This is a genomic window from Vreelandella nigrificans (assembly GCF_002374315.1).
Classification (GTDB): domain Bacteria; phylum Pseudomonadota; class Gammaproteobacteria; order Pseudomonadales; family Halomonadaceae; genus Vreelandella; species Vreelandella nigrificans.
Map to the genome: position 1 here is coordinate 1 of NZ_NWUX01000015.1, position 24,620 is coordinate 24,620.

Genomic DNA, 24,620 nt, shown 5'->3' on the forward strand with positions numbered 1-24,620 from the left:
GTTTTCTTGGTCATGAACACCTCCAATGCCTCCAGTATGAGGCTTACCGGGGTGTCCGCTCCAATTAGACCAGTTCAGTATGTGCTGTTGCAAAGCTGTTCAGGGCCACCGTCAGGCTTTGAGGTGGCCCTGCTTAACTGCCGCTAACCTACCAGTACTATGAGAACTCACCCGGTGCGAACCGCCTCTAGTGTTGGAACCTTTAACACCTGCTCAAACAAAATCGCCTCAAAGTGTTCCATAGGGGCAACTGATTTAAGCGTTTTAGCGCGTAGAATTGCACCTTGCCAGCCGGAAAGAATAAAACTCGCCAGGGCTTCTGAGGAAATGGCAGGGCGAACGACACCCTGGGCTTGCGCCTCGTTCAGGCAACTCACTAAGCGCTTTTCCCAGCGTTGGAATACTAAGTTAAGCGCATCGCGAAAGGTGTCGCTCTGGCCGGCAAGCTCTTGGCCCAAATTGCCAATCAAACAACCGGTAGAGTGGTCGCACTCATACATGTGCTCGCGACCAGCGGCAAAGTAGCTGCGCAGCCGGTCAAGGGGCGGCTGTGACGAGTCTTCAAATAGTGCCGCCAGGTTGTCATCATAATCGCTGGCAAAATGCTCAATCACCGCTAAACCAAACTCTTCCTTGCTGGAAAAGTAGTGGTAGAACGAGCCTTTGGGAACACCGCAGTTTTTTAAAACGGCATTGATCCCCGTAGCGTTATACCCCTGTTGGGCAATGAGCGCAGCACCAGCATCGATTAGTTTATCGCGGGTAGCGGTGTTTTTTATCATATGACGTAGACCGGTAGTCTAGTGATTTTCAGATGCAGTGAGCAGGCGTAATTCGCCAATGCTTTTAGGCAGTGCCGTACTCAGCAAGCGTGACCCACGCTCTTCAAGCACTTACCGCACAACTTACCTAATCGCTGCTTAGGAAGCGTAGATGCTAGCATAATACGCCTATTGGCTTGGAGTTTTCGTCTATCAACGTTTCTCCTACGACCATTTCTCCCATGCCCCATGAATGACACTCAGTAATGCTCCTTTCTGGCGATTGCTTGAAGCATTAACGAAGCATGAGCAGAGCCCTGGCTGCCGGTCAGCAGTCAGGGGTATTCAGGCTCCACACACATTGAGGTAGGTGGCTAGTGGCTGCTGCACTCGCCCCGCAAGGCGCTGTTTAGCGCTTGCCGCAGTTCGAGGCCACACATGCCACGACCTAACAAGACGGTGAGTTTCGCTACGGCAGCTTCAGGCGTGATATCAGCTCCGGCAACCACGCCCGCTCGATTGAGCGCTGCACCGGTAGCATATGCCCCCTGCACTACATCACCTTGCGCGCACTGCGTCACATTAAGCAGCGCTACGCCCCGCTCATTGGCAGCGGTTAAGGCACTTAGCAGTTCGCCTTCAAAGCTGGGTGGGTTGCCAACGCCATAACTATAAAGTACCAAGCCCTTTAAGCTGTCATCAGCTAATAGCGCCTTAGCGCGGCGCAGCGACATCCCAGGGTGTAGCGGCAGCAGTGCCACCGCTTCAGGGTCAAGGTCGATAGGTGCAAAGTTGGGCGTGCCTGCCGCAAGAGCTGAATCAACGTTTAGGGTAATGCCAATACCCAACTCCCCTAACCAGGGGAAGTTGGGGGAGTCAAACGCGTCTAACCCTTGAGTACGCACTTTACGCGCTCGATTGCCGCGCAATAGCCGGTCGTGAAACGCTAGGCTGACTTCACGAGGAGTGTCTGGATGCGCCGCTAACTGCAGCGCGCTGACAACATTATTCAGCGCATCACTGCGGGGCTCACCCAGTGGAATTTGAGAGCCGGTGAAAATCACCGGCTTGTTCAGTGCGCCGAGCATAAACGAAAGTGCTGCGGCGCTACAGGCCATGGTATCGGTGCCGTGGAGCACCACAAAAGCATCATAGCGTTGCCAGTGGCTTTCTAACTGCGCCACCAGGCGATTCCAGGCTTCCGGCATTAGCTCAGCGCTATCAATCAGCGGCTGCATTTCAACCACATCGAACACTGGTAATCGGCCGGAATCGCCCAGCGCCAAATGCGCCGCTAGACGTTCGGCCAACCCCGCGCAGGGCACATACCCCTGTGGTGAAGGCTGCATACCGATGGTACCACCGGTATAGAGCATTAGTACGCGGGGCATGGCCACTCCTTATCTATTTAATACAGACCGATTAACAAGGACTTATTAACACGGGCTTATTAGCCTGTATTTATTAACATATCCTTAGTGAAAGCTTACTTGGCAGGCGCACTGCTCAGGCGCTGCTTTAATGCTTCGGCTTCTTTAGGCTCTAGCTCCCAAGCTTTCGGGTCCAGGTCGAGATCCGGGTGCTGGTTGGCATCGAAAATCGGCTGTTTAATTCCCTGACGACGCTGACCATCGTAGTCTTTAAGAATGCGCAGGCCGCATTTGAACAGCAGAATCAGCGCAACCAAGTTCACTACCGCCAGCAAGCCCATAGTGACATCGGCAAAGCCAAACACAGTACCCAAATCAGTGGTCGCACCCCAGCACACTAGCAATACGATAGCGACGCGGAACGCGTTAAACAGATTCTGGTTATCGCGGCTAAAGAAGTTGAGGCTGTTTTCGCCCAGGTAGTAGTTGTAAAGAATGGTGCTGAAGGCAAACAGTAGCAGTGCCAAGCTAACAAAGGTCCGGCCCCACTCGCCTACATGGTCAGCCAGTGCCGCCTGAGTGAGCGCAATACCCTCAACGCCCGCACCTGCGGCAGGGTCGTAAACACCGCTGAGCAGGATCAAAAACGCGGTGGCAGAACAGATAATTACGGTATCAATAAACACCGAAAACGCTTGCACAATGCCCTGGTTAGCGGGGTGGGGCACATAGGCAACTGCGGCTACGTTGGGAGCACTACCCAAACCTGCTTCGTTAGAGAACAAGCCACGCTTCAAACCCATCATAATGGCCGCGCCAATCCCGCCACCAATGAGCGGCTCAAGGCCGAAGGCGCTTTTGACGATTAGCGTAATCACACTGGGAATTTCAGTAATGTTCATGGCAATAACGAGCAGTGCAATAGCGATATAGCTCACCGCCATAAAGGGCACCAAAAACTCAGAAATGCGTGCAATGCGCTTAATACCACCGAAGATAATCAGCCCAACCAGCATGGCCAGGGCAATGCCGCTATACAGCACCGGTACGCCGAAAGCATCACCGAAAGAGGTCGCGACTGCGTAAGATTGCAACGCGGTAAAGGCAAAACCGAAGGTTAATAGCAGCAGAACAGAGTAGAACGCCGCTAACCAGCGCCACTGTTTACCCAGCCCTTTAACGATGTAGTACGCAGGACCACCACGATAGGTGCCATCGCCTTCTGCTCTTTTATAGGTTTGCGCCAGGGTACACTCCAGGAAACTGGTAGCCATGCCCATTAAGCCAACCAACCACATCCAGAAAATCGCCCCTGGGCCACCCAAGGTGATCGCAACCGCAACACCAGCGATGTTACCGCCACCTACACGTCCGGCCACCGATAAGACCAGTGCCTGAAACGAGCTTAAGTGACCGTGCTTATTGCGCTTAAACGCTTGCCCCGAGCCGAGGATACGAAACATTTCACCAAAATAGCGAAACTGCACAAAGCGGGAAGCGATGGTAAAACCAACCCCCACGCCCACCAGCAGCACTAGCAGTACCTTGCCCCAAAGGAGCTCATTAAGCATATCGAGCATGTGACTCTCTCCGCGTTTCTGTATTAGCGTTATGTTTTTAATTCGCGTCGTTTTGATATCGCGCTTTTTGAAATCGCATCGTGCGGAGAACGTTGTACCAAGTGGTGGGCAGAATTAAATTTGGCGCATCGGTGCAGTTATGTGCACTCACTGCATCAGCGAGTGCACCAAAGTGCATCAGTCAGGGAGTCTTTAAGTAGGTGGCCGAACTATTGTGCTTGCAACATACGCTCTACCTCAGTTTCGCTGACCCCGAGCATCAGTAATATCTGGCGCTGTGTTGCTATCAACACCTGCTTTCGTTCCGCCTCTCCTGGCAGGCTTTTGGCAATGGCGACGGCCCCTACCAGGGATGCCAATATGACGCGGGATTTATCAGCAATTGCTTTGCGGTCATTGGCAAAGGGAAGTTGTTTTAACTTACTCAGCGCTATCAACCGGGTTTCAAGCATCTTTTTCATACTCATATATGACGCTTCAAACAGGGTACGGATTTCTGCTTTTTCACTGCCTATTTCGTTGAACAGTACTGCTTCAGGCCCTGGCTGATGTTTAGCTTCCAGCTCTTGGAGATTGCAGTAGTTAGCGACCAATTCGGTTAGGTGTTGTAACGAAAGCGGGCCTTTTACCAGTCTAGCCGCCCGACTGTTATCAATGGTCAGCTGGATAGACTCATGGTAAAGGGCCTCTTTTGAAGCAAAATGTGCATAAAAGGCACCATGCGTCATCTTCGCTAGCTTCATGATCTGACCAATCGATACCTTATGAAACCCATTGCGGCTGAATAGCTCCGTAGCCGAAGCCAAAATGCGCTCTTTGGTTTTCGATTTATGGCTCTTGGGATAAGGCATATCTACCTCGTCAGCTAAATATTATCTTGATCATATATTGCCTATTGCTAGGGTGAGCATATCAATAACTCAGGAGGCACTATGCACTCACCTATCGTGATTACCGGCATGGGTATGGTCAGCCCGCTAGGCAACAGCGTCAACACAAGTTGGCAGCGGCTGGTTGACGGTCTGTCTGGAATCAGCACTATTGACCGCTTTGACACAAGCAGTATCCCGATCAAAATTGCCGGAGTGGTGCCAAGTATTCGCCATGACCCCACCGGCGGTATCGACCTGGATGAGATAGCTGACCCCAAAGAACAGCGCAAAATGGACTTGTTCAGCCTCTACGCGTTAGCGGCAGCTCAAGAGGCACTGTCACAGGCCAACTGGTTCCCCGTTGAACAGGCCCAAAAACGCCGCACAGCCACCATTATTGGCTCTGGTATTGGCGGCTTCCCGACCATTACTCAAGCCCAAAAAACCCTGGCAGAGCGCGGTTACCGCAAAATCTCTCCCTTCACAGTACCCGCTTTTCTGGCCAATTTGGCTGCGGGCAATCTGTCCATTCGTTATGGCTTTCAAGGCCCTCTGGGGTGTCCGGTAACGGCTTGCGCGGCGGGTCTGCAGGCAATTGGCGACGGTATGCGCATCATACGCAATGGAGAAGCCGATGTTGCCCTCGTCGGCGGTGCTGAGGCGTGTATTGACCCACTTTCACTCGCCAGCTTTAACGCCCTAAAGGCCGTTTCAACGGAAGTAGACGCCCCGGAACGTGCATCCAGGCCCTTTGATAAAGCCCGTAACGGTTTTGTGATGGGAGAAGGCGCTGGGGTTATGGTGATCGAAACGCTTGACCATGCGCTCGCGCGTGGGGCAACGCCGTTAGCTGTTATTAGCGGCTACGGCACCAGTGCGGATGCCTACCATCTAACAGCAGGCCCAAAAGATGGGGCCGGTGCAGCAGCAGCGATTCAATCGGCGCTAGGTATGGCAAACCTTACCACTGATGCTATTGATCATATCAATGCCCATGCCACTTCTACACCCGTTGGCGACCGAGCTGAAATTGCTTCGTTGCGTAATGTATTCGGTGAACGCCTGCCCACCATCCCTATTTCAGCAACGAAAGCCGCCACAGGCCATCTATTAGGTGCGGCGGGGGGTATAGAGAGTATTTTTTCTGTATTGGCAATCAATGCTCAGCAACTGCCACCCACCATCAATCTCGAGCAGTGCGATGATGACATGCAGGATTTAACCTTTGTCACGGCGACTCGTCAGCAGCACACTACTAAGCATGTATTGTGTAATGGGTTCGGTTTTGGTGGCGTCAATGCAGCGCTTATCGTTAGCAGTATTGAACTTGATTAACACAACGGCCCTGCACGTGGCCGTTGCACTATGGGGCGCGAGGCATCACATTAGGCAGCAACGAGCCCCCTAAGAGAATTAGAGTCATCCCATGCATGACGATTTTGTAGCCAACCTGCGCCTGCTTTGTAGCTACTACCCATCTATTGCTGACGTTTGTCGGCGTTTATCAATCAACCGCGCCCAGTTTAACCGCTACCTGAGTGGTCGCTACCACCCTAGCCATGCGGCGCTTCAACGCATTTGCCACTTTTTTGGCGTAGCCGCTGAAGATATCGCCCTGCCCCACCACGATTTTCGTGCTCTGGTACAAACAGGCCAGCTGAATACGGAAGCGAGCCCAGCAACGCTACCCTGGCCCAATGCGCTGGTACAACGCGGCAGTGAAGGCATGGAGCGCTATATTGGCCGCTACTTTGAGCTTTACCACTCCATGTCGCGGCCAGGGCAGTTAATGCGCACCTTGGTGTGCCTGGAAGCGCGCGAAGGCGGCGTCGTCTATCAGCGCACCGAGCGGATGCAAACCACTCCCGGCGGCCGTCCATGCCACAACCGCTATGTGGGCACTGCAGTTAAGCTTGCGGACCGACTATTCTTGGTCGATCACGAAACGCTCAACGGTCATGAAATCACCCAGACGATCCTGTTCCCGAGCTTTCAGAGCCAGGTGACGCGCTTAACCGGCTTAAAAATGGGCGTAGCAGATAACAGCGAGCGCATGCCCTGCTGCGTACGGGTGGTGTACCAGCGCCTGGATGAACGGATAAGCCTCCGCAAGGCACTGACACAGTGTGGCTTAATCCCACTGGATGACCCTTCACTTGATGACGCTCTGATAGCGGCAACCCAAAACGACGTGGCTGCCGACGAGTATCACTTCCGTGCTCGCCACTAAACTGGATAGACAACGATAAACAGGGATGAGTGGGAGGTTAAACATAGCTGTTGCTGATAGTGGCTAACGATGTTGCACATCATGCTACATAGAACTGATTTTCAAGCACTCAGACAGCGTATTGCACGCTATTTGCACATTGTTTACCTAATCGCTGCTTAGGAATCATGGATGCTAGCATGGTATGCCTACTTGCCTGGAATTTTCGCCCCTAGCCAACGGATGACGCGCGGTAATGACCCTTTCTCGCAGTTCTTCACATCAACAAGGCCGCATTCGTTTCGGTGCTCTGGCAGCGCTGTTGGTGTTTGCCGGTGGCTTAATGCTGGCTTGGTGGATTATTAGCCAGCCACCCCGCATTGAACGGCGCCCACCTCCGCCAACACCCCCGCCGGTTGTTGATGTCATCACTGTAGAGGAGCGCCTTCAGGCGCCGATACTAACCGGCTTTGGGCGAGTCGAAGCCGAAAAGGCCACCATGTTGGCCAGCCGCGTTGCAGGCCAGCTCGAGCGTTTTGGGCAAGGGGTATTTCCAGGCCAGGTGGTAGAGCAGGATGCACCACTGGTCTATATCGACCAAGCGGACCTACGGCTAGCACTTGAAGATGCAGAAGCTCAATTGGCCAACGCCCAAGCGCTGCTTGCTCTAGAGCAGGCGGAACAGCAGCGCGCCCGCAGCGAATATGAGTCTTTTGGCCGCCAGCTCTCCGCGGAGCGGCAAGCTCTAGTACTACGCGAACCACAGCTGCGCCAAGCCCAGGCCCAACTTACCCAGGCCCGAGTGGTACGCGACCAAGCGGCGCTGAACCTGGAGCGAGCCACTTTAAAAGCCCCCTGGAAAGCCATGGTTCAAGACCGCTTAGTCGGCGCCGGTAGCCTGCTAAGCCAAGGCACAGAAGTGCTTAGCCTGGTAGGCGTTGAGCAGTTTTGGGTGCGCGCCTCGCTGCCGGGAGATACCTTAGCGTGGCTTGAGCCTGGTGACCGCGTCTCGCTTACCAGCCAAGGTTGGCCGGAAGGGGCCACTCGGGATGGTAGCTTGGTCTCGATACTGCCCAACCTAGAAGAAAACGGCTTACAAGCACAGTTGTTGATAGCAGTGGATGACCCTCTGGCACTGGAGAGTAGCGGCCCTGCTCTGCGGCTGGGCGATGTAATGCGTATTACCTACCACACCACCGCCAATGAATCGCTGATTGCCCTTCCCTCTGCCGCGCTACGGCCCGGCGAGCAGGTATGGTGGGTGGATGACGAAGACCGTTTACGCAACACCGCTGTTACCCTGGCCTACCGAGGCCAAGAGCAAGCACTGGTACGCAGCGGCTTGGAAGCAGGCCAACGCATCGTCATTGCCGGCCTTGCCCAACCCCGGGTAGGCCAACAGGTGCGACTGCGCCAGCGAGGCGATACCCCCGCCCGTGATGGAGAGACGCTATGAGCCGCCGCGGGCCGCTAGCTTGGATGGTCGACCACGGTGTGGCGCCTAACCTACTGATGGTGCTGTTTATCGTCGGTGGATTGCTCGCGTCTCTAGCTATTAAAAAGGAGGTCTTTCCTGAGTTTGAGACTGAAATTGTCCAGGTCACTATTAGCTACCCTGGCGCAACTCCAGAAGACATTGAGCAGAGCCTGCTGCTGCCAGTGGAAGCCGCTATTGCCAATGTAGAAGGTATCGAAGAATTAATCGCCACCGCCAGCGAGGGTAGTGCCGTACTGAGGGCGACGCTCACTGATGGTGTCGAAGTGATGCGCGCCTATCAGGATATTCAGCAGGCTGTTAACGCTATTACCACCCTGCCTAATGCCGCCGATCCACCGCGCTTTACCCTGGCAGGCCGCTCGCGCAGTGTGGTTAGCCTACAGGTTTACGGCTCAGTCAGCTTGGCAGCACTACACGATGCCGCCGAAGACGTACGTGCCGAACTACAGGCGACCAGTGGTATTTCACGCGCTGAACTTTCCGGCAACCGTGATCGCGAAATCCAGGTTCACCTCAATGACGAAGCCATTGAGCGCTACGGGCTAGACCATCAACAGCTTGCTAACCGCATTGCCGCAGAAGCGCTGGACTTGGCCAGTGGCCAGCTCACTACTGCTGAGGGCGAATGGCTGATTCGCTACCAAGGACGGCGTAACAGTGCATCTGAGTTCGCCGAGCTGCCCATCCTTACGACGGCCCAGGGCTCTCAGGTGGTACTGGGTGATATCGCCAGGGTCAGCGAGGGTTTTGCTGAAACCGACCGAGAGGAGTTTTATAACGGTCAGCGTGGGCTTTCGGTGGATATTTACCAAATCGGCAACCAAACCCCCACCAGTATTTCCAATGCCGTTTATGGTGAACTTGAAAGACTGCGCGCCAACCTACCGGATGGTGTCAGCCTGGATGTTGCCCGAGACAGTTCAGAAGTGTACGAAGATCGCCTTAGCCTACTGCTCAAAAACGCTTGGATGGGGCTGGCGCTGGTGATGATCCTGATGGCGCTGTTTTTGGAAGCACGGCTGGCATTTTGGGTAACACTGGGGATACCCACCGCGTTTTTAGGCGCCATGTTATTCCTGCCCTGGATTGGCGTATCGCTCAATATGATGTCGATGTTTGCCTTTATTATCGCCCTGGGGATCGTCGTGGATGACGCCATTATGGTGGGCGAAAACATCTACAGCTACCGCGAAGAGGGCTACTCGCTACGCGATGCAGCAGTGAAGGGCGCGCGTGAAATCGCCACTCCGCTGACCTTTGCCATTCTTTCCAATATTGTCGCCTTTTTACCGCTGCTGTTCTTACCTGGTTTTTTAGGGCTGATTTTTGCCACCGTACCGGTGGTAGTGATTACCGTGTTCTTAATTTCCTGGGTGGAAGCGCTGTTTATTTTACCCGCCCACCTTGCCCACAGTCGTAAGCCACGCCAAACGCCTGCTTGGCAGCGCCCGATTGAAGCAGTTCGTCAGCGTATGCAAGGAGGGCTACACCACTTTACGTACCAGCAGTTTGAGCCGTTTCTGCAACGCGCCCTTAACCAGCGCCTGCTCACTGTAGCGCTGGGGGTAGCGGTACTCTCCATCGCACTGGCCTGGGCAATGAGCGGCCGACTGGGCTTCTCGCTAATGCCACGGGCAGAGTCTGACCAAGTTCAAGCCAGCGTTACCCTACCTATTGGTAGTCATATCAGCGTCAGTCGAGAGCTTAGCCAACAGCTGCTGGCAGCGGCTGAGCATCTCAGCGAGCGAGAAGAGACGCTAAGTTTTAGCAGCTCCCGCAGTCGTCTGGATGGCGAAAGCCTTTCAGTGCGCCTGGATATTGCCAGAGAAAGCTTAGAAGAGTGGCCCCCCTCGCGTATTGCCCGGGAGTGGCGTGAATTAACCGGCGACTTGGTGGGTGCACAGTCGGTGCGCTTTGAGTCTGACTTTGGTGGCCCTGGCAGTGGCGCGGCGCTTAGCCTTCGCCTTTCTCATCCGAACACCCAAGTACTGGAGGCCGCCGCCACACGATTGGCGGAGCTACTTGGAGAGTATGGTTTAACCGATATCGACAGTGGCTTAGGGGATGGCAAGCCACAGCTTGAAATGCGCCTTTCCGCCGAAGGGCGAGCGCTGGGTTTAACCGGTAGCGACCTTGCCCAGGCGCTGCGCGGTCCCTTACAGGGTGCCACCGCCGTCGAACAGTTTATTGGTCGTCGCGAGATAAGCGTCGAAGTGCGCCTGCCAGAACAAGACCGCGACAGCTTAACCGAACTCTATCGTCTACCCGTACGCACCCCGGATGGGCTTAGCGTACCGTTATCACGGGTAGCTGACATCACCCTTAGCAAAGCCTCAAGTAGCCTTCAGCGCGTGGATGGCCGCCGGATCATTACGGTAACTGCCGACTCTGAAGGCGATGAGTCCATTAACCAAGTGCTGGCGACCCTGCAGGAAGATGTTTTCCCCACGCTTAGCAACACTTGGCCGGGGCTTGAAGTAAGCATGGGAGGGCGACAGCAGGATACCGCCGACAACCTAGCCACCCTGCGCACCGCTATGTGGCTAATGCTAGCGGCGCTATATGCCTTGCTGGCGATACCCTTTAGAAGCTATTTGCAGCCGCTGTTGGTACTCGCCGCTATCCCCTTTGGCATTGTGGGTGCCGTTGCAGGGCATATGATTATGGGCTTTGGGCTTTCCATCATCAGCCTACTGGGCATGCTGGCGCTTTCTGGCGTGGTGATTAACGATGCCCTGGTGTTAATCGACTACGCTAACCGCAAACGCCGCGAAGGCATGGCCCCGCGGGAAGCTATTGTTGCTGCCGCCACAAGGCGTCTACGACCTATTATGATGACGACCCTCACCACCTTTTTAGGCCTTGCGCCGATGATTCTGGAAACCTCCCGCCAGGCGCGCTTTATGATTCCTATGGCGATTTCGTTAGGGTTTGGCATGATTTTCGCCACGGTAATACTGCTGGTATTGGTGCCCTGCCTCTACCTGGGTCTTGAGAATTTTCGCGAACAACTGAGTAAGCCGCACCCGCCCTTACCAGAAGGAGCCAACTAATGGCACTGCTCGCCTCGCTACGCCAATGGCGACCCTCGCAGTTGGGTTTCAAGCTATTTGTGGCCATTTTAAGCGTTAATGTTGTGATTGCAGCGAGCATGTTTCTGGCCGTTTCCTACAGCATCGACCGAGGCTTCGTTGATTACCTTAACCAAGCCCAGGAGCGGCGGGCCACGCTGCTGGCAGACGGACTGATTACCCGCTGGGAAACTCAGGGCAGTTGGGAGTGGCTAGCGCAATCCCCTGAACGCTGGCCATTTATTGTCCGCTTTGAGCTTGGCCAAGAGCACCGTGACCGGCCGTCTCCCCTGGGCGAAGCACGGGATTTCGCCCTGCGTGATAGTCATGGTGACTATGTCATTCAGCCCAGCAACAGCCGTCAAGGCCCAAGCGACTGGCGCTGGCTAACGCTGTATAGCGACATAACAGAAAACGGCAGCAAACAAGCCATTGGCTCACTGGGCTTTCGGCCCCCCCACCACATGATGGAGCGAATGGAGAGCCGCTTTCTAGAGCGTCAACAGCGCAATCTAGTGGTCATTGTGGCATCGTTGGTGCTGGCATCTTTGCTGTTAGCTGGGGGGCTTTCCTGGTGGCTAGGCAGACGTACCCGAGCGCTGGCAATGGCTACCCTGTTGCTTACCGAAGGCGATTACCACACCCGTTTGCCTGAACGTGGCCGTGATGAACTTTCCCGCTTGGCACGGGACTTCAACGTACTAGCGGCCACCTTGGAAGCTAGCCGCGATGCCCGAGCGCGCTGGGTTTCCGATACCGCTCATGAGCTGCGCACGCCGCTGGCGGTGCTACGTGGCGAAATTGAAGCAATGCAGGACGGTATTCGCCCATTAAACCAGGAAAACCTTACATCACTGGCCCAGGAAGTCGCCCAGTTAGAGCGCTTGGTCAATGACCTACGACTGCTTTCACAAAGCGATGCTGGCGCCCTGGACATTCAGCTAGCGCCGATGAACCTGAGCGATAGCCTCAGTAGCCGTTTAAGCGATGCTGACCGCTGGCTTGAGGAGAGTGGGTTAGCACTGATTACCCAAATCAGCCCCAATGTTATGGTTCGTGGTGATGCCCAGCGCCTGCGTCAGCTTTGGAACAACCTACTCGACAACAGCTGTGCCTACACGCAGGCACCCGGCGAGCTGCAGGTAACACTAAACATTCAGCATCAGCATGCTGTTATCGTATGGCAAGATAGCTCACCGGGAGTCCCTGGCAGCGAACTTCACAGGCTAACCGAACGCCTTTACCGTGTAGAGGGCTCACGTAACCGCGCTAGCGGCGGTAGTGGTTTAGGGCTTTCCATTGCCAGCGCATTGGTCAACGCCCATGGCGGAACGCTAGAGGCCAGTGCTTCGGCGCTTGGCGGCCTAAAGTGGACACTACGCTTCCCTCTACTTACTCCTGTTAACTATTTAGCGAGCTGACTATGTCCTTACAAGACTCGACTGAACAAACCTCGATCCACAACGCCTCGCTACTCATTGTCGAGGATGAGCCCAAAATTGCCCGTTTGATGGCTGACTACCTGGCTAGCCACAACTTCGACACAACGATTGTTAGTAACGGTGACGAGGTCGTTCCCTGGTTAACGCAGCACTCCCCCTCCCTAGTGCTGTTAGACGTTATGCTGCCGGGTAAAGATGGCTTAACCCTCTGCCGGGAGATTCGACAGCAGTGGCCAACGCTGCCGATCATTATGGTCACTGCCAAGGTAGAGGAGGTAGACCGATTGCTGGGGTTAGAGCTGGGCGCGGATGACTATATTTGTAAGCCGTTTAGCCCCCGTGAGGTCGTCGCCCGGGTAAAAGCCGTACTACGCCGTAGCCACGCCGTTAATGAAACGACTGAACTCTCTATAAACAGTCGCCAAGCCCCCGTTACACTGGATGAAGAGGGCTGGCAGGCATTAGCCAACGGCCACGACTTAGGCCTGACGGCGGTTGAGTTTCAGCTGCTGCGGGTAATGATGCAATCGCCGGGGCGTATCTTCAGCCGCGAGCAACTAATGGATCATATGTACCGAGATAACCGCATTGTCTCGGAGCGCACCGTGGACAGCCACATTAAAAAACTACGCAAAAAAATCCACGAAGCACTCCCTGAACTGGAAATTATTCGCTCGGTGTATGGTGTCGGTTATAAGTATCAGCCAGAAGGATAACAACAGGATGACTTATGAAGGCGCTGGTAGTAGAAGACAATGTTAACTTAGCAAAATCTATTGCAACTACGCTTAGGGAGGCGGCTTTCAATATTGATGTTGCCGACGATGGCAAAAAAGCCCTCCATATACTCGAACAGGGTGGGTATGACCTGTTGGTATTGGACCTTGGGCTGCCGGAGCTAGATGGCATCTCCCTCCTGCGCAAACTACGCCATCAACAAAATACCATCCCCGTGTTAATCATCTCTGCACGAGACAGCCTGGACCAACGCATTCATGGGCTAGAAGTGGGTGCAGATGACTATTTATGTAAGCCTTTTTCCCTGGAAGAGGTTGCTGCTCGGGCGCGGGCACTCGTCCGGCGCGCTAAACACTTTGGTGGAGAAACCCTGCAGTGTGGGCGTTTAGAGTTTTTCCCCGATGCCATGGAGCTACGTCTTGACGGTAAACCTATGTTGTTGCACCGCCGAGAGCTGGAAGTGATGGAGTACCTGCTGATAAACCAGAATCGGCTCGTCAATAAGGACCAAATCATTGATCGGCTATCCACCTCTGATGAGCCGGTTAGCTATGCCGCTGTAGAAACCTACATATCGCGAATTCGTAAAAAAATCGGCTACGATTTCGGTTTAAAAACAGTACGTGGGCTGGGCTATTATTTAGAGTCGAAAGATCAGGAACCTACCCCACCTTCAGGCCAGACGTATGAGTAAAAGGCAATCTATTCGTAGCCGCCTACTTTTATGGATCGGCCTTCCCTTTTGCGCACTTGCGATTCTAGCGCTCATTTCTAGCCATCTTTTGTTATCTCACCAAATTAATGAAACCTTTGATGACCTATTGCTTAACGCAGCTCAACGGTTAGAGCGCCGCATCTACACTGCAGATGGTGTACTACGTATCAATATGCACTACTTCAGTGTCAGTACACTTGGTAGCCGAGGTGAGGGCAAAATTTTCTATCGCATTAAAGAAGCTAACGGCAACATGATTGCGGGCTTTAGCGGTTTGTCAGATCCCCCAACCGCGTCACATGAACCGGTATTTTATGATGTGAACTATGCCGGTAATGAATTGCGCGCAGTGGCACTCACCTTTCCCTTCAACCGAGGCAGTGAGCCGGTAAACATTGAAGTCATTGTGGCCGAATCTAAAGAAGCACGTTATACGCTCACCAACGACTTTATGGTTACCCTTACAGGGCTAATGGTCGTGACGGGACTGCTGGCTATTTCCATTGCTTTACTGGCGATTCACTTGGGGCTGGCACCGCTTAACGCGGTTAGCCAAGCGTTACGCCAACGTTCGCCAAATGATTTGCAGGCGTTGGATGATGATGCTCCCAAAGAGATCTTGCCACTAATCCAAAGCATCAATCATCTAATGCAGCGGATGAAACGTAGTATTGAAAGTACCCAACAGCTTAATGCCGATGTCTCGCATCAACTTAGAACGCCCATTTCAGAGATTCGCGCGTTAACCGAAATTGCGCTAAAAGACACACCTCAATCACCGGTGCATTCTAGTCTACAAGAAATCCAGCGTATCGCTGAGCATGCCAGCCATACCGTAAAGCAGTTGCTTAAGTACGCCAAAACACGTAACGAATTAGTCGATTCCTCTCACCTGGAAAAAGTCGATTTAGTGGCGATTTGCCAGGAAGCCTGTGCCCAAACCGCTCCTAATATTTATAAGCAAGGCCAAGAGCTAGCATTTGACCTGAAACAGCCAATACCCCATATCATTGGCGACCCTATTACGCTGCGCTGGCTAGTCACTAACCTTATCGACAATGCCAGCCTACATGCAGGCGGCAGCCACGCCTACCAAGGCACCATTACTGTTGTATTAACGGCTGACGCAGACCAAATAGTCTTAACCGTGAGTGATGAAGGTAGTGGAGTGGATGAAGCGCAAATTGCCAAGCTAACTGAGCGCTTTTTCCGCCACAACAAGCACTCGCCTGGTAGCGGGCTAGGGCTGGCGATTGTCGAGCAGATCGCCACCGCCCATTCAGCGATTCTCACGCTCTCCAATCGGCATCAGGGCGGCTTTGAAGTCTCAGTTACCTTTCCCTCTACTGCCTAGAGGGAAAGATGTATCACAAAAAAGGTTTATTACAGAACAGACTTATCGCAGCTGAACAGCCTCTTGACGCGCTTTAAGACGCTTCATTAGTGGCTGACTGAACAACGAAATAAGCAGTAATGCAAAAATAGCCAGCGTCACTGGGCGCTCAAGCACATAGCTAATGTCACCACCGCTGATTTGGTAGGAGTGAAGTAGCGACTTTTCAGCCAGCGAACCCAGTAACATCCCGATCACAGCGGCTGGAACGGAGTAGCCATAGTGGCGGAATATCCAACCGATCACGGCAAAAACCAGTACCGTGGCGGGGCCTGTCATATTGCCGGTTAAACCAAAAGAGCCCATTACCGCTAACACTAGTACCGAAGGAATCAAAAACCGCATGGGTACCTTAACGATATTGGCCAGGAGCGGAATAAACAGTAAGCCGATAATTACCAGTAGAAATACTTGGGCGAAGTTAGCGAAAATAATCGCGTAAACCACATCTGTCTGTTGGCGAATAAACTGCGGCCCACCCGTAATGTTATGCATGGCAAATGCCGCCAACATAACCGCTGTTGCGCCACCACCGGGTATCCCTAGCGCCAGCAATGTTGCCATTGAGCCGCCCTCAGAACTGCTATTGGCTGCTTCTGATGCTACTACGCCCTTTGGATTGCCTTTCCCATACGAGTCGGGATCACGGTCACGACGCTTGGTTTCTATGTAAGAAAGCAGGTTGGACACCGAAGAGCCGACGCCAGGAACCGCGCCTACCAACACCCCTATCAAACCACCGCGAATCATCACCACGGGGTAGCGTATCGCCATTTTACAACCTTCGAAAATCTCACCAATCTTTACCTTGCGGTGATCGGCAGACTCAACGATAAAACCTTTATTAGCCAGCTTGAACAACTCTGAGGCCGCAAACATCCCCATCATTGCAGGGATAACTGGCACGCCATCCAACAGATAGGTTTGCCCCATCGTGCCACGCGCCAAACCGATTTCGCTAAACCCAATCGTGCCCACTAATAGGCCTATGAAACCGGCCACTAGTCCTTTGAGAACCTGCTCGCCTTTTAGGCTCGCAATCAGTGTCATACCCCAGAGAATAACCACAAACATCTCTGCTGGCCCCAACCGCAACACCATGTACGAAAGCGGCTGAATCATAAAGAACAGCACCACATAGCCGATCAGCGCACCAATCACAGATGATGCTAACGCGACACCTAACGCCTGATTATGCTGGCCCTTACGCGCCATTGGGTAGCCATCAAAGGCAGTGGCAATCGCCGAAGAGGTACCCGGTATATTCATCAGAATAGCGGGGATACCAGCACCAAATGAGCCACCGGTAAAAATAGCGGTGAGAAACAGCATGGCCTGGATAAAATCCATGTACATGGTCATGGGCAGGAAAATTGCCATGGCCATGGAAATTTGCAGGCCAGGAGTAGCGCCAAAAATCAGCCCTAAGATGATACCCGGCACGACTACCAACCAAGGGCCAAAACTGGAAAAAAGCAGATCCATGCCCTGTCCGACTGCGCCAAAATCAATCATGTTGTCTCCTTAGCTTGGTAGCAGCAGTAGTGTCATGGGATAAGGCAGCATCTGCGAGAAAAAGAACGCGACACCAAGCCCAAAAGCAACGCTATAGCAACCTACCAGTAACCAGTTGCGCTCCCCTTTAAGGATCAAGAACAGTGACAAAAAAAGCACAGTGGCAACATCAAAGCCTAAGGTTTCAAGTGACAATACATAGGCGGCAAATAAGCCCACCACGGGTAATGTTTTACGCAGGGGCTCGTCTGCAGAAGACCTAAATAGCGAGCCATGCTTCAAGCGCAACGCTAACTCAAGCGCGATAATCGCTAGTACTATGATGGCAAGTGGCAGTATGAGCAGCAGATTCTGGGGAGTGGCCGATACACGAATGGCATCTAATAAATACCACAGCGTAAAGCCAGCCAAACCCATGAGAACGATAAAGTCCCCATAGTCACGTTTATATTCAGACATGGTAAAAACTCCATGCTGGCCCCTTATTAACAACAGGGACCAACTATCATGGAAGGATTAGTTCGGAAAACCAGTTCGGAAAACTAGTTCTGAAACATCAACTCGAAAGCATTAGTTCAGCAAGTGGGCGTACTTTTCAAACACTTGATAGTTCTCGCGCATCAATTCATTGGAGCGCTCTGGGCCAACCCAAACACCCCCCATTTCATTGCGCTCAAGTTGCTCTTGTACATCTTTACGGGCAAGAGCACTTTGAATCGCCGAAGAGAGCTTCTCAAAACGCTCTGGGTGCTGGCGCTCCATTTCACTCGTTACCGCAAAGCCACGCATGGAGCCTTGTAGTACCGGCACTTCAAGATCCATCGGTGCTAATGCTTCATTGATCGGTAGTGCATCCCACTGCTCAATACGCTCATCGCTAACAATCGCCAGCGGGGTAAGAAACTCACGAATTCCCTCACTGCCTTGAGCACTGATAGAGACAAAATCCACCTGACCACCCGCCACTGCTGAGCGCGCTTCTCCACCGCTGTTATAGGTCACCAAGTTGAGGTTTTCTTGGGGTATACCCGCTTCATCCAACAGCAAGCGAACCATTAAATGGCCCGCTGAGCCTTGCACCACGGCACCACGCACCTGGCCACGCTCTTCGCGAATAGCTTCCAGTAAGCTGGGTAAGTCTTCGTAGCCACTATCTTTATTGGCAGCGATAAGGTCTAAATCGAACCACTGAAAGTTGATATAAGAAAAGTCATCGACACTAAAGTTAGCACCACCGGTCAAGATAGAGTTAGGCAGGTAAGGGGCAAATGTCGAGGCATACAGGGTATAACCATCGTCAGGAACATTAAGCACATAGTTGGAAGCTACCTGCGTTCCCGCACCTGGGCGGTTGGTCACTTGTACCGGTACACCAACCTCTTCTGAGATATGGCCCGACATAATACGGGCCAAGCGATCCGCGCTTCCGCCAGTACCAAATCCCACCACCACATTGAGCGGTCGCGTAGGAAAATCATCAGCTACAGCAGGAAGCGCAATCGACAGTGAAGCAATAGCAGCCGTTGCACCTACCAATAAAGATTTAATAGTAAACGATAGTGAAGCGCGGGGCGTGTTAAGCATAGCGAGGCTCTCTTTTTATAAGTTTGTTGATGTTTTGACACAGAAATCACTCTGTGCGCCTCAAACGCTACCCCACGAAACTGTCACCAACCTTGCATGAAGCCAGAACACAACTAAAGTCTAGTCCTCGCTGAGTACCTGCCGATTAAGAAAAGCGATACCCGCCTCAATGGCACTGCCACGGAACAAAAAGCTGGCAAAGTGCCCCCGAAAGCTTTGCAGGTAAAGTTCGCTTTCAATGTTATTTTCCTGCAGTGCTTGATAGAAATCAGTAGCGTGATCCACCGGCACTAACCGATCCCAGCTGCCGTGAAATAGAAAAAACGGCGGTGCCTGTGGCGTAATTTGCCGTGCGGGTGAGGCTAGGCGATATGCTTCGTTTTCTTCAGCACGGGTACCGCCAATAAAGTCGACCACTAGGCGGCCATCGTCAAATTTCAGTAAATCACTCGGCAGCCCTCCTGCCAGCACAGCGGCTAGACGGCTCTGCTCACCGCCATAGGGCTCGGCCAACGCCCCTTCTACCCCAGCCAGCGCCAACAAACTCACTAAGTGCGCACCAGAAGAGAACCCGACCCCCACGATGCGGTTGGTATCTACCTGCCACTCTTGCGAGTTAGCATGAATCCATGCCATCGCCTGCTGTAGATCATGTAATTGGGTGGGGAAACGGTATTCAGGGGAAAAGCGATGTTCAATATTAACCGTCACGTAACCTTGCTGCGCTAGCTGCTCGGCAATGCCATCCATATCGTCGGGCGTGCGGTTGCGCCAGCCGCCGCCATGCACAATCAACGCCGCAGGCCGTTGCTTAGCACTTAACGTATCGGGTAGCAGCACTCTGGCATATAGCGCTTGGGGCCACTCATCGGGGGTGTAGCGCTGAGGCTGTAGGCGGGTAAAGGTCACTTCCTGCTTACGATGGTCCTCTTCTTTAGCAGCGAGGGAAGGCGCTCCTTGGTGTATTGAGCCGCACCCACTGATTAGTAGCATTAGGGTGCCTAAGCTAAGGCACTGTCGTATAGCACGTAGAGCTGGCATTCATGCCTCCTGATCTTTTTGTTAACTCTTTTCGTTAACTCTTTTTGTTAACAGAGCCCCACTTAACGCTACGACCCCCTAGTACTTTAAATGATCACGGTTGTTGCACACTTTGTGCAAACGGCTTGCACGCCACTCTACGATACTGAGATCGTCAACTTAGCATCCGCTAACTTATTAAGAGGTATGCCATGAAGATGTCACTTCGCCAACTATTTGCCCCCGCCCTGCTTGCTGTAGCCTTAATGCCCTTGGCATTCACTGCCCAGGCAGGCCACCATGAAGGGCGCGGCTACGATCGCGAACAAATGGCAGAGCGTATGGAAGAGCGCCGCCAGGAAGTCTACCAGCGTGCTGAACTAAGCGAAGAGCAGCAAGACGCGCTGAATGAAGCCCATGCCGATCATCGTGAAGCAGTAAAAGCACTGCAAGAGGAGTATCACGCTCGAATCGCTGAGATCCTCACTGAGGAAGAGCGCCAGGCTGTAAGCGAGGCAATGCGCGAGGTGCATGCAGAACAGCGTAGCGAACGCGAGCATGGTAAACGTAGCCATCGCCATGAAAAGCCTGCAGTGGAAAGCGCTGCCGAGTAATCATTTAATCACCGTTTAATTTCTTTAAAAGCCCGGCTTTGCCGGGCTTTTTCGTCTCTATACTCCGGAATAGCAGGGTGTTAAGCGCATCTGGCGAAAGGTGCTAGCTTGAATTGGGCGACTAAACCACGTATTTTATTTGAACGTTCATTCAAAAATAAATACTTTGCCTCACCTTGTCTAACAACAGGAGTCTGCCTCCATGGCGAAAGACAACCCCGTTCTCCCCTCTCGCGACCGGCTCAACCCTGTGGTTTTCCACGGCAGTGTGGCTGGTATCCTTATTTTCTTAGTGCTCACCATAGTATTCACCGAGCAAGCAGGCGCCTTTTTTGATGCAGGCCTTGCCTGGGTGAGCAAAACCTTTGGCTGGTACTACATGCTGGCGATTGTGGCTTACCTGATATTTGTGGTCGCCATTGGTATGTCACGTTTTGGTAGCATCCGGCTTGGTCCCGACCATTCACGGCCCGAGTTTTCGTTGCTCTCCTGGTCAGCCATGCTGTTTGCCGCGGGTATCGGTATCGACCTGCTGTTCTTCAGCGTTGCCGAGCCGGTCGCGCACTACTTGGCACCGCCGGATTTAACCCCGGAAAGTCAGGCTGCGATGCGTAACGCCGTCGTTCAAACCTATCTGCACTGGGGGCTTTCCGGTTGGGGGCTGTACGTGTTGATGGGTATGGCGCTGGCTTACTTCAGCTACCGCCACCGCTTGCCGCTGGCTATTCGCAGTGCGCTCTACCCAATACTGGGCAAACGTATTCACGGCCCAATTGGCAACGCGGTAGACATCACTGCGGTTATTTCTACGGTGTTTGGTATTGCCACCAGTCTTGGTATTGGGGTGATGCAGCTCAACTACGGTCTCACCTATATGTTCGGCGTGCCGGAAACGCTTAGCGTCCAGGTGATTTTGATTGTACTGGTGGTGGTATTAGCAACGATTTCTGTGGTGACCGGCGTTGAGAAAGGCATTCGCCGCCTCTCTGAGTTCAATATGCTGCTGGCATTAGCTCTGATGCTATTTGTGCTCTTTTCCGGCGACACGCTGGTATTACTGGATAAAGTGGTCAATAACGCCGGTGACTATCTCTCTGGATTTGTGGGTGCCAGCTTTGATACCTATGCCTTTGCCGGTGAAGAGGCTCAAGAGTGGAAAATGTGGTGGACGATTTTCTTCTGGGGCTGGTGGATTGCCTGGACCCCTTTCGTGGGCCTGTTCCTGGCACGTATTTCCCGTGGCCGTACCATCCGTGAGTTTGTCGCTGGCGCCTTGTTTATTCCGCTGGCCTTTATGATGGTATGGATGTCCGTCTTCGGTAATAGCGGTATTGAGCTGGTCGCCAACCAAGGTGTTGCCGAGTTAGGCGAGCAAGCACTGAATACGCCGCAAACCACACTTTATACGCTACTTGAGTACTACCCTTACGTTAGCATTACCGCCGCTGTTGTCACTGTACTGGGCATTGTATTCTTTATTACCTCTGCGGATTCCGGCGCCTTGGTCTTGGCCAACTTCACCTCTATTTTGAGCGACGTAAACCATGATGCGCCGGTTAAACTGCGTATTTTCTGGTCAGCGGTCATTGGCTTGATCACCATTGCGCTACTGATGGCAGGCGGGCTTGCCGCTCTGCAAAGTGCCGTAGTGATTACCGCACTACCCTTCTCGCTGGTTATTTTCGCCGTTATGGTGGGAATGTATAAAGCACTGAAACTTGAAGGCAGCAAAGCTGACGCTCGCCGTATGATTGCGGGCAGCGCACCGGGTGGCGACTGGAAAGAGCGCCTGGATCGTGCCTTGGATACCTCTAACCGCGCTGGCGCGGCGGCAACGATTGAACACTCGATTCGCCCAGCCATGACCCAGTTTGCCCAAGAGCTTGAAAGCCGCGACCAAACCGCCAACGTCACTGAAGAGCACGTTGAGGGTGAATCACTGCCTAACTTGACGCTCCAGGTAGACTTTGGCGATGCCACGAGCTTTGTCTACCAAGTGTGCCCGCACCGTATGCGCACGCCTAGCTTCATCCCAGCAGACGATGACTTCTATGTGCGTTTGGACGTGTATCTAGCGGAAGGCGGCCAGGATAAAGACCTTAACGGTTATACCCGTGGACAGGTGATTGGTGACCTGGTGGCCGAATATGAACGTCACCTTCACTTCCTTACCCTCGCCGGGGAGCAGATGGGCCACGTGCAAGCAATGCCCGGCACCATCGGCGAACCGCCGGAAGATTCGCAGATGTAATCGTGTTAGTACTTAACGTGCAAAATAATCCCGGCCACAGCGCTGGGATTTTTTGTGCCTCGGCCTCTCTCAAGACTAATACTCAAGACTAACGCCCAGTTGTGCAAGGATTAGGGCAGGCGTAGCGTAATGGCTTGTTTTCCCTATCGCTTAGGAGGCTTGCCCCATGTCCCGCGCCCATCGTCCCTCGGGGTATGTGTTCCCGATACCTGGCAGTGCGCTACTTAACGCTTGGCGCGAAGGTTATTCACTGGGCAAACTCAAACGCGATGTAATGGCAGGCCTGACAATTGGCGTGGTAGCCGTGCCGCTTTCCATGGCACTAGCGATTGCCACGGGCGTGCCGCCCCAGCACGGGCTTTACACCGCCATCGTCGCAGGGGCGGTGATCGCGCTAACCGGCGGTTCACGGTTTAACATCTCTGGCCCCACTGCGGCCTTTGTGGTCATTCTGTTCCCCATTGTTGCCAATCACGGCCTTGGCGGGCTGCTGATAGCCACACTAATGGCGGGCGCTATTTTGGTCGCGCTGGGCCTGTCGCGGCTAGGCAGCCTGATTCAGTACGTCCCCTACCCGGTCATTCTCGGCTTTACCGCCGGTATCGGCGTAGTGATTGCGCTGCTGCAACTACCTGATTTTCTCGGCTTAGCCGGGGTTCAGCTAAGTGATAGCACCCTACATAACTTACTGCTGATTGGCCAAGCACTGCCAAGCCTGTCACTGGCGGAGGTAAGCGTTGGCTTGATCACCTTGGCAACGCTGCTGGTATGGCCGCGTTTAAAGACACCTGTTCCCGCTCCGTTAGTCGGGTTGGCAGTGGGCACTCTGGCTGCCACGCTGCTGCTATTGGGAGGCGTTGAGGTCGATACTATTGCTTCACGCTTTAGCTGGGAGTTTCAAGGGGAGAGTGGCAGCGGCATTCCACCCTTCGCACCTACCTTTACCGCGCCTTGGCATTTTCCTGGGGCGGATGGCACCCCACTTGAGATCAACTTCGCACTGATTCAGGCACTGCTTGGCCCAGCACTGGCCATTGCACTACTGGCGGCCATTGAGTCACTGCTGTGTGCTGTAGTGGCCGATGGGCTAACCCGTACGCGCCATGATCCTAATGCTGAGCTGATTGGCCAGGGGCTGGGCAACTTGGTAGTACCTTTTTTCGGTGGTATTACCGCCACAGCAGCCCTGGCCCGCACTGCCACCAATATCAAAAGTGGTGCTTTTTCACCCATCGCCGCCGTGGTGCACTCGCTGGTGGTCCTGCTTGCCGTCGTCGCGCTGGCGGGGGTGCTGGGGTTTGTCCCTATGGCGGCCCTGGCCGCGTTGCTATTTATCATTGCCTGGAACATGAGCGAGGCACGCCACTTTGTTCACACACTAAAAAGCGCCCCTGTCAGCGATGTATCAGTGCTGGTGATCTGTTTTGCACTCACGGTGATTTTCGATATGGTCATCGCGGTAGCCGTGGGTATTGGCCTAGCGGCGGCGCTGTTTATCCGCCGTATGGCGCAGTTGACCAATACCCAGCGTTTAGACACGCCCTTCACTCATGAACATTTTCCACCGGAAGTAGCGCTCTATAAAATCAGTGGCCCGCTGTTTTTTGGCGCGGCAGAAAAAGCTATTGCCACGTTACGGGTCATTGATCATGGCGTTCGGGTTGTGGTGCTAGATATGCGCGATGTGCCGAGCTTGGATACCACTGCCATGGTGGCACTGGATACGCTGCGCAGTGAACTGAGCGCGCAAGGTGTAGGCGTAATGTTTGTTGGGCTGCCACCACGTATGGCATTGAAGATTAAACGCGCAGGTATTCGTCGTGAAGCGGGAAAATTAGCAGTGGTTAGCAATCTGGCCCACGCCGAGCGTATGGCGCGCCGCTGGTTAGCTGAAAGAGTAACGTGAAAGAGCAACTGCGAATGCTGGATAGCGGATAGGGAATGGCTGGGGTGAAGCGTTAGTGTGAAGTGCTTTGATGTGAAGTGC

The 24,620-nt window shown here is 53.5% G+C and carries 19 protein-coding genes; 11 read left to right on the top strand and 8 right to left on the bottom strand.

From position 1 onward, the window contains the following. Positions 1 to 167 precede the first annotated feature (167 nt). The 4 genes from CPA45_RS15155 to CPA45_RS15170 all read right to left on the bottom strand — a co-directional run bounded on the left by CPA45_RS15155 (position 168) and on the right by CPA45_RS15170 (position 4,562). Positions 168 to 779 carry a TetR/AcrR family transcriptional regulator gene (locus CPA45_RS15155; protein ID WP_096653060.1) on the bottom strand — a complete coding sequence of 204 codons (612 nt, stop codon included), beginning with the start codon at positions 777 to 779 and terminating at the stop codon, positions 168 to 170. A gap of 356 nt (positions 780 to 1,135) precedes the next feature. After that, a complete protein-coding gene (locus CPA45_RS15160) occupies positions 1,136 to 2,152 on the bottom strand; it encodes an asparaginase domain-containing protein (RefSeq protein WP_096652887.1) in 1,017 nt (338 codons plus the stop codon). A gap of 95 nt (positions 2,153 to 2,247) precedes the next feature. Beyond that, the gene (locus CPA45_RS15165) at positions 2,248 to 3,711 is read right to left on the bottom strand and encodes an alanine/glycine:cation symporter family protein (RefSeq protein ID WP_096652888.1); all 1,464 of its coding nucleotides are present in this window, start codon (positions 3,709 to 3,711) and stop codon (positions 2,248 to 2,250) included. A gap of 209 nt (positions 3,712 to 3,920) precedes the next feature. Next, entirely contained in the window at positions 3,921 to 4,562 is a 642-nt protein-coding gene (locus tag CPA45_RS15170; RefSeq protein WP_096652889.1) for a TetR/AcrR family transcriptional regulator, read from the bottom strand. Positions 4,563 to 4,643: 81 nt separating this feature from the next. Between CPA45_RS15170 and fabF the strand changes: the two genes are divergently transcribed. From fabF to CPA45_RS15210, 8 genes are all read left to right on the top strand, one after another. Then, on the top strand, positions 4,644 to 5,918 hold the full coding sequence (fabF, locus tag CPA45_RS15175) for a beta-ketoacyl-ACP synthase II (RefSeq protein ID WP_096652890.1): 1,275 nt from the start codon (positions 4,644 to 4,646) through the stop codon (positions 5,916 to 5,918). Positions 5,919 to 6,009: 91 nt separating this feature from the next. Beyond that, entirely contained in the window at positions 6,010 to 6,813 is an 804-nt protein-coding gene (locus CPA45_RS15180) for a helix-turn-helix domain-containing protein (RefSeq protein ID WP_096652891.1), read from the top strand. Between the two features lie 235 nt (positions 6,814 to 7,048). Next, entirely contained in the window at positions 7,049 to 8,248 is a 1,200-nt protein-coding gene (locus CPA45_RS15185; protein ID WP_096652892.1) for an efflux RND transporter periplasmic adaptor subunit, read from the top strand. Further along, positions 8,245 to 11,343, top strand: coding sequence for an efflux RND transporter permease subunit (locus CPA45_RS15190; RefSeq protein WP_096652893.1), 3,099 nt, complete (start codon positions 8,245 to 8,247; stop codon positions 11,341 to 11,343). The genes CPA45_RS15185 and CPA45_RS15190 overlap by 4 nt, the downstream gene beginning before the upstream one ends. Further along, a complete protein-coding gene (locus tag CPA45_RS15195) occupies positions 11,343 to 12,782 on the top strand; it encodes an ATP-binding protein (protein ID WP_096652894.1) in 1,440 nt (479 codons plus the stop codon). Before CPA45_RS15190 ends, CPA45_RS15195 begins: the two co-directional genes overlap by 1 nt. Positions 12,783 to 12,784: 2 nt before the next feature. After that, positions 12,785 to 13,519, top strand: a complete 735-nt coding sequence (locus CPA45_RS15200) for a response regulator (protein WP_096652895.1) — start codon at positions 12,785 to 12,787, stop codon at positions 13,517 to 13,519. Between the two features lie 14 nt (positions 13,520 to 13,533). Further along, positions 13,534 to 14,235, top strand: a complete 702-nt coding sequence (locus tag CPA45_RS15205; protein WP_096652896.1) for a response regulator transcription factor — start codon at positions 13,534 to 13,536, stop codon at positions 14,233 to 14,235. Beyond that, complete coding sequence (locus CPA45_RS15210) at positions 14,228 to 15,610, top strand: sensor histidine kinase (RefSeq protein WP_096652898.1); 1,383 nt, start codon at positions 14,228 to 14,230, stop codon at positions 15,608 to 15,610. Before CPA45_RS15205 ends, CPA45_RS15210 begins: the two co-directional genes overlap by 8 nt. 42 nt (positions 15,611 to 15,652) lie before the next feature. Here CPA45_RS15210 and CPA45_RS15215 read toward each other — a convergent pair whose 3' ends face one another. The 4 genes from CPA45_RS15215 to CPA45_RS15230 form a co-directional block, all read right to left on the bottom strand. Further along, positions 15,653 to 17,164 carry a tripartite tricarboxylate transporter permease gene (locus tag CPA45_RS15215; protein ID WP_096652900.1) on the bottom strand — a complete coding sequence of 504 codons (1,512 nt, stop codon included), beginning with the start codon at positions 17,162 to 17,164 and terminating at the stop codon, positions 15,653 to 15,655. Positions 17,165 to 17,173: 9 nt separating this feature from the next. After that, positions 17,174 to 17,623 carry a tripartite tricarboxylate transporter TctB family protein gene (locus CPA45_RS15220; protein ID WP_096652902.1) on the bottom strand — a complete coding sequence of 150 codons (450 nt, stop codon included), beginning with the start codon at positions 17,621 to 17,623 and terminating at the stop codon, positions 17,174 to 17,176. 111 nt (positions 17,624 to 17,734) lie between these two features. Beyond that, a complete protein-coding gene (locus tag CPA45_RS15225; RefSeq protein ID WP_096652904.1) occupies positions 17,735 to 18,748 on the bottom strand; it encodes a Bug family tripartite tricarboxylate transporter substrate binding protein in 1,014 nt (337 codons plus the stop codon). A gap of 120 nt (positions 18,749 to 18,868) precedes the next feature. Continuing rightward, positions 18,869 to 19,789, bottom strand: a complete 921-nt coding sequence (locus CPA45_RS15230) for an alpha/beta hydrolase (RefSeq protein ID WP_096652906.1) — start codon at positions 19,787 to 19,789, stop codon at positions 18,869 to 18,871. Between the two features lie 191 nt (positions 19,790 to 19,980). Between CPA45_RS15230 and CPA45_RS15235 the strand changes: the two genes are divergently transcribed. The 3 genes from CPA45_RS15235 to dauA all read left to right on the top strand — a co-directional run bounded on the left by CPA45_RS15235 (position 19,981) and on the right by dauA (position 24,539). After that, positions 19,981 to 20,382 carry a hypothetical protein gene (locus CPA45_RS15235; RefSeq protein WP_244287623.1) on the top strand — a complete coding sequence of 134 codons (402 nt, stop codon included), beginning with the start codon at positions 19,981 to 19,983 and terminating at the stop codon, positions 20,380 to 20,382. A gap of 202 nt (positions 20,383 to 20,584) precedes the next feature. Then, positions 20,585 to 22,633 (top strand): choline BCCT transporter BetT, encoded by a 2,049-nt coding sequence (gene betT, locus CPA45_RS15240; RefSeq protein ID WP_096652908.1) that lies wholly within the window; start codon positions 20,585 to 20,587, stop codon positions 22,631 to 22,633. Positions 22,634 to 22,799: 166 nt separating this feature from the next. Continuing rightward, positions 22,800 to 24,539 carry a C4-dicarboxylic acid transporter DauA gene (gene dauA / locus CPA45_RS15245; protein WP_096652910.1) on the top strand — a complete coding sequence of 580 codons (1,740 nt, stop codon included), beginning with the start codon at positions 22,800 to 22,802 and terminating at the stop codon, positions 24,537 to 24,539. Positions 24,540 to 24,620 lie beyond the last annotated feature (81 nt).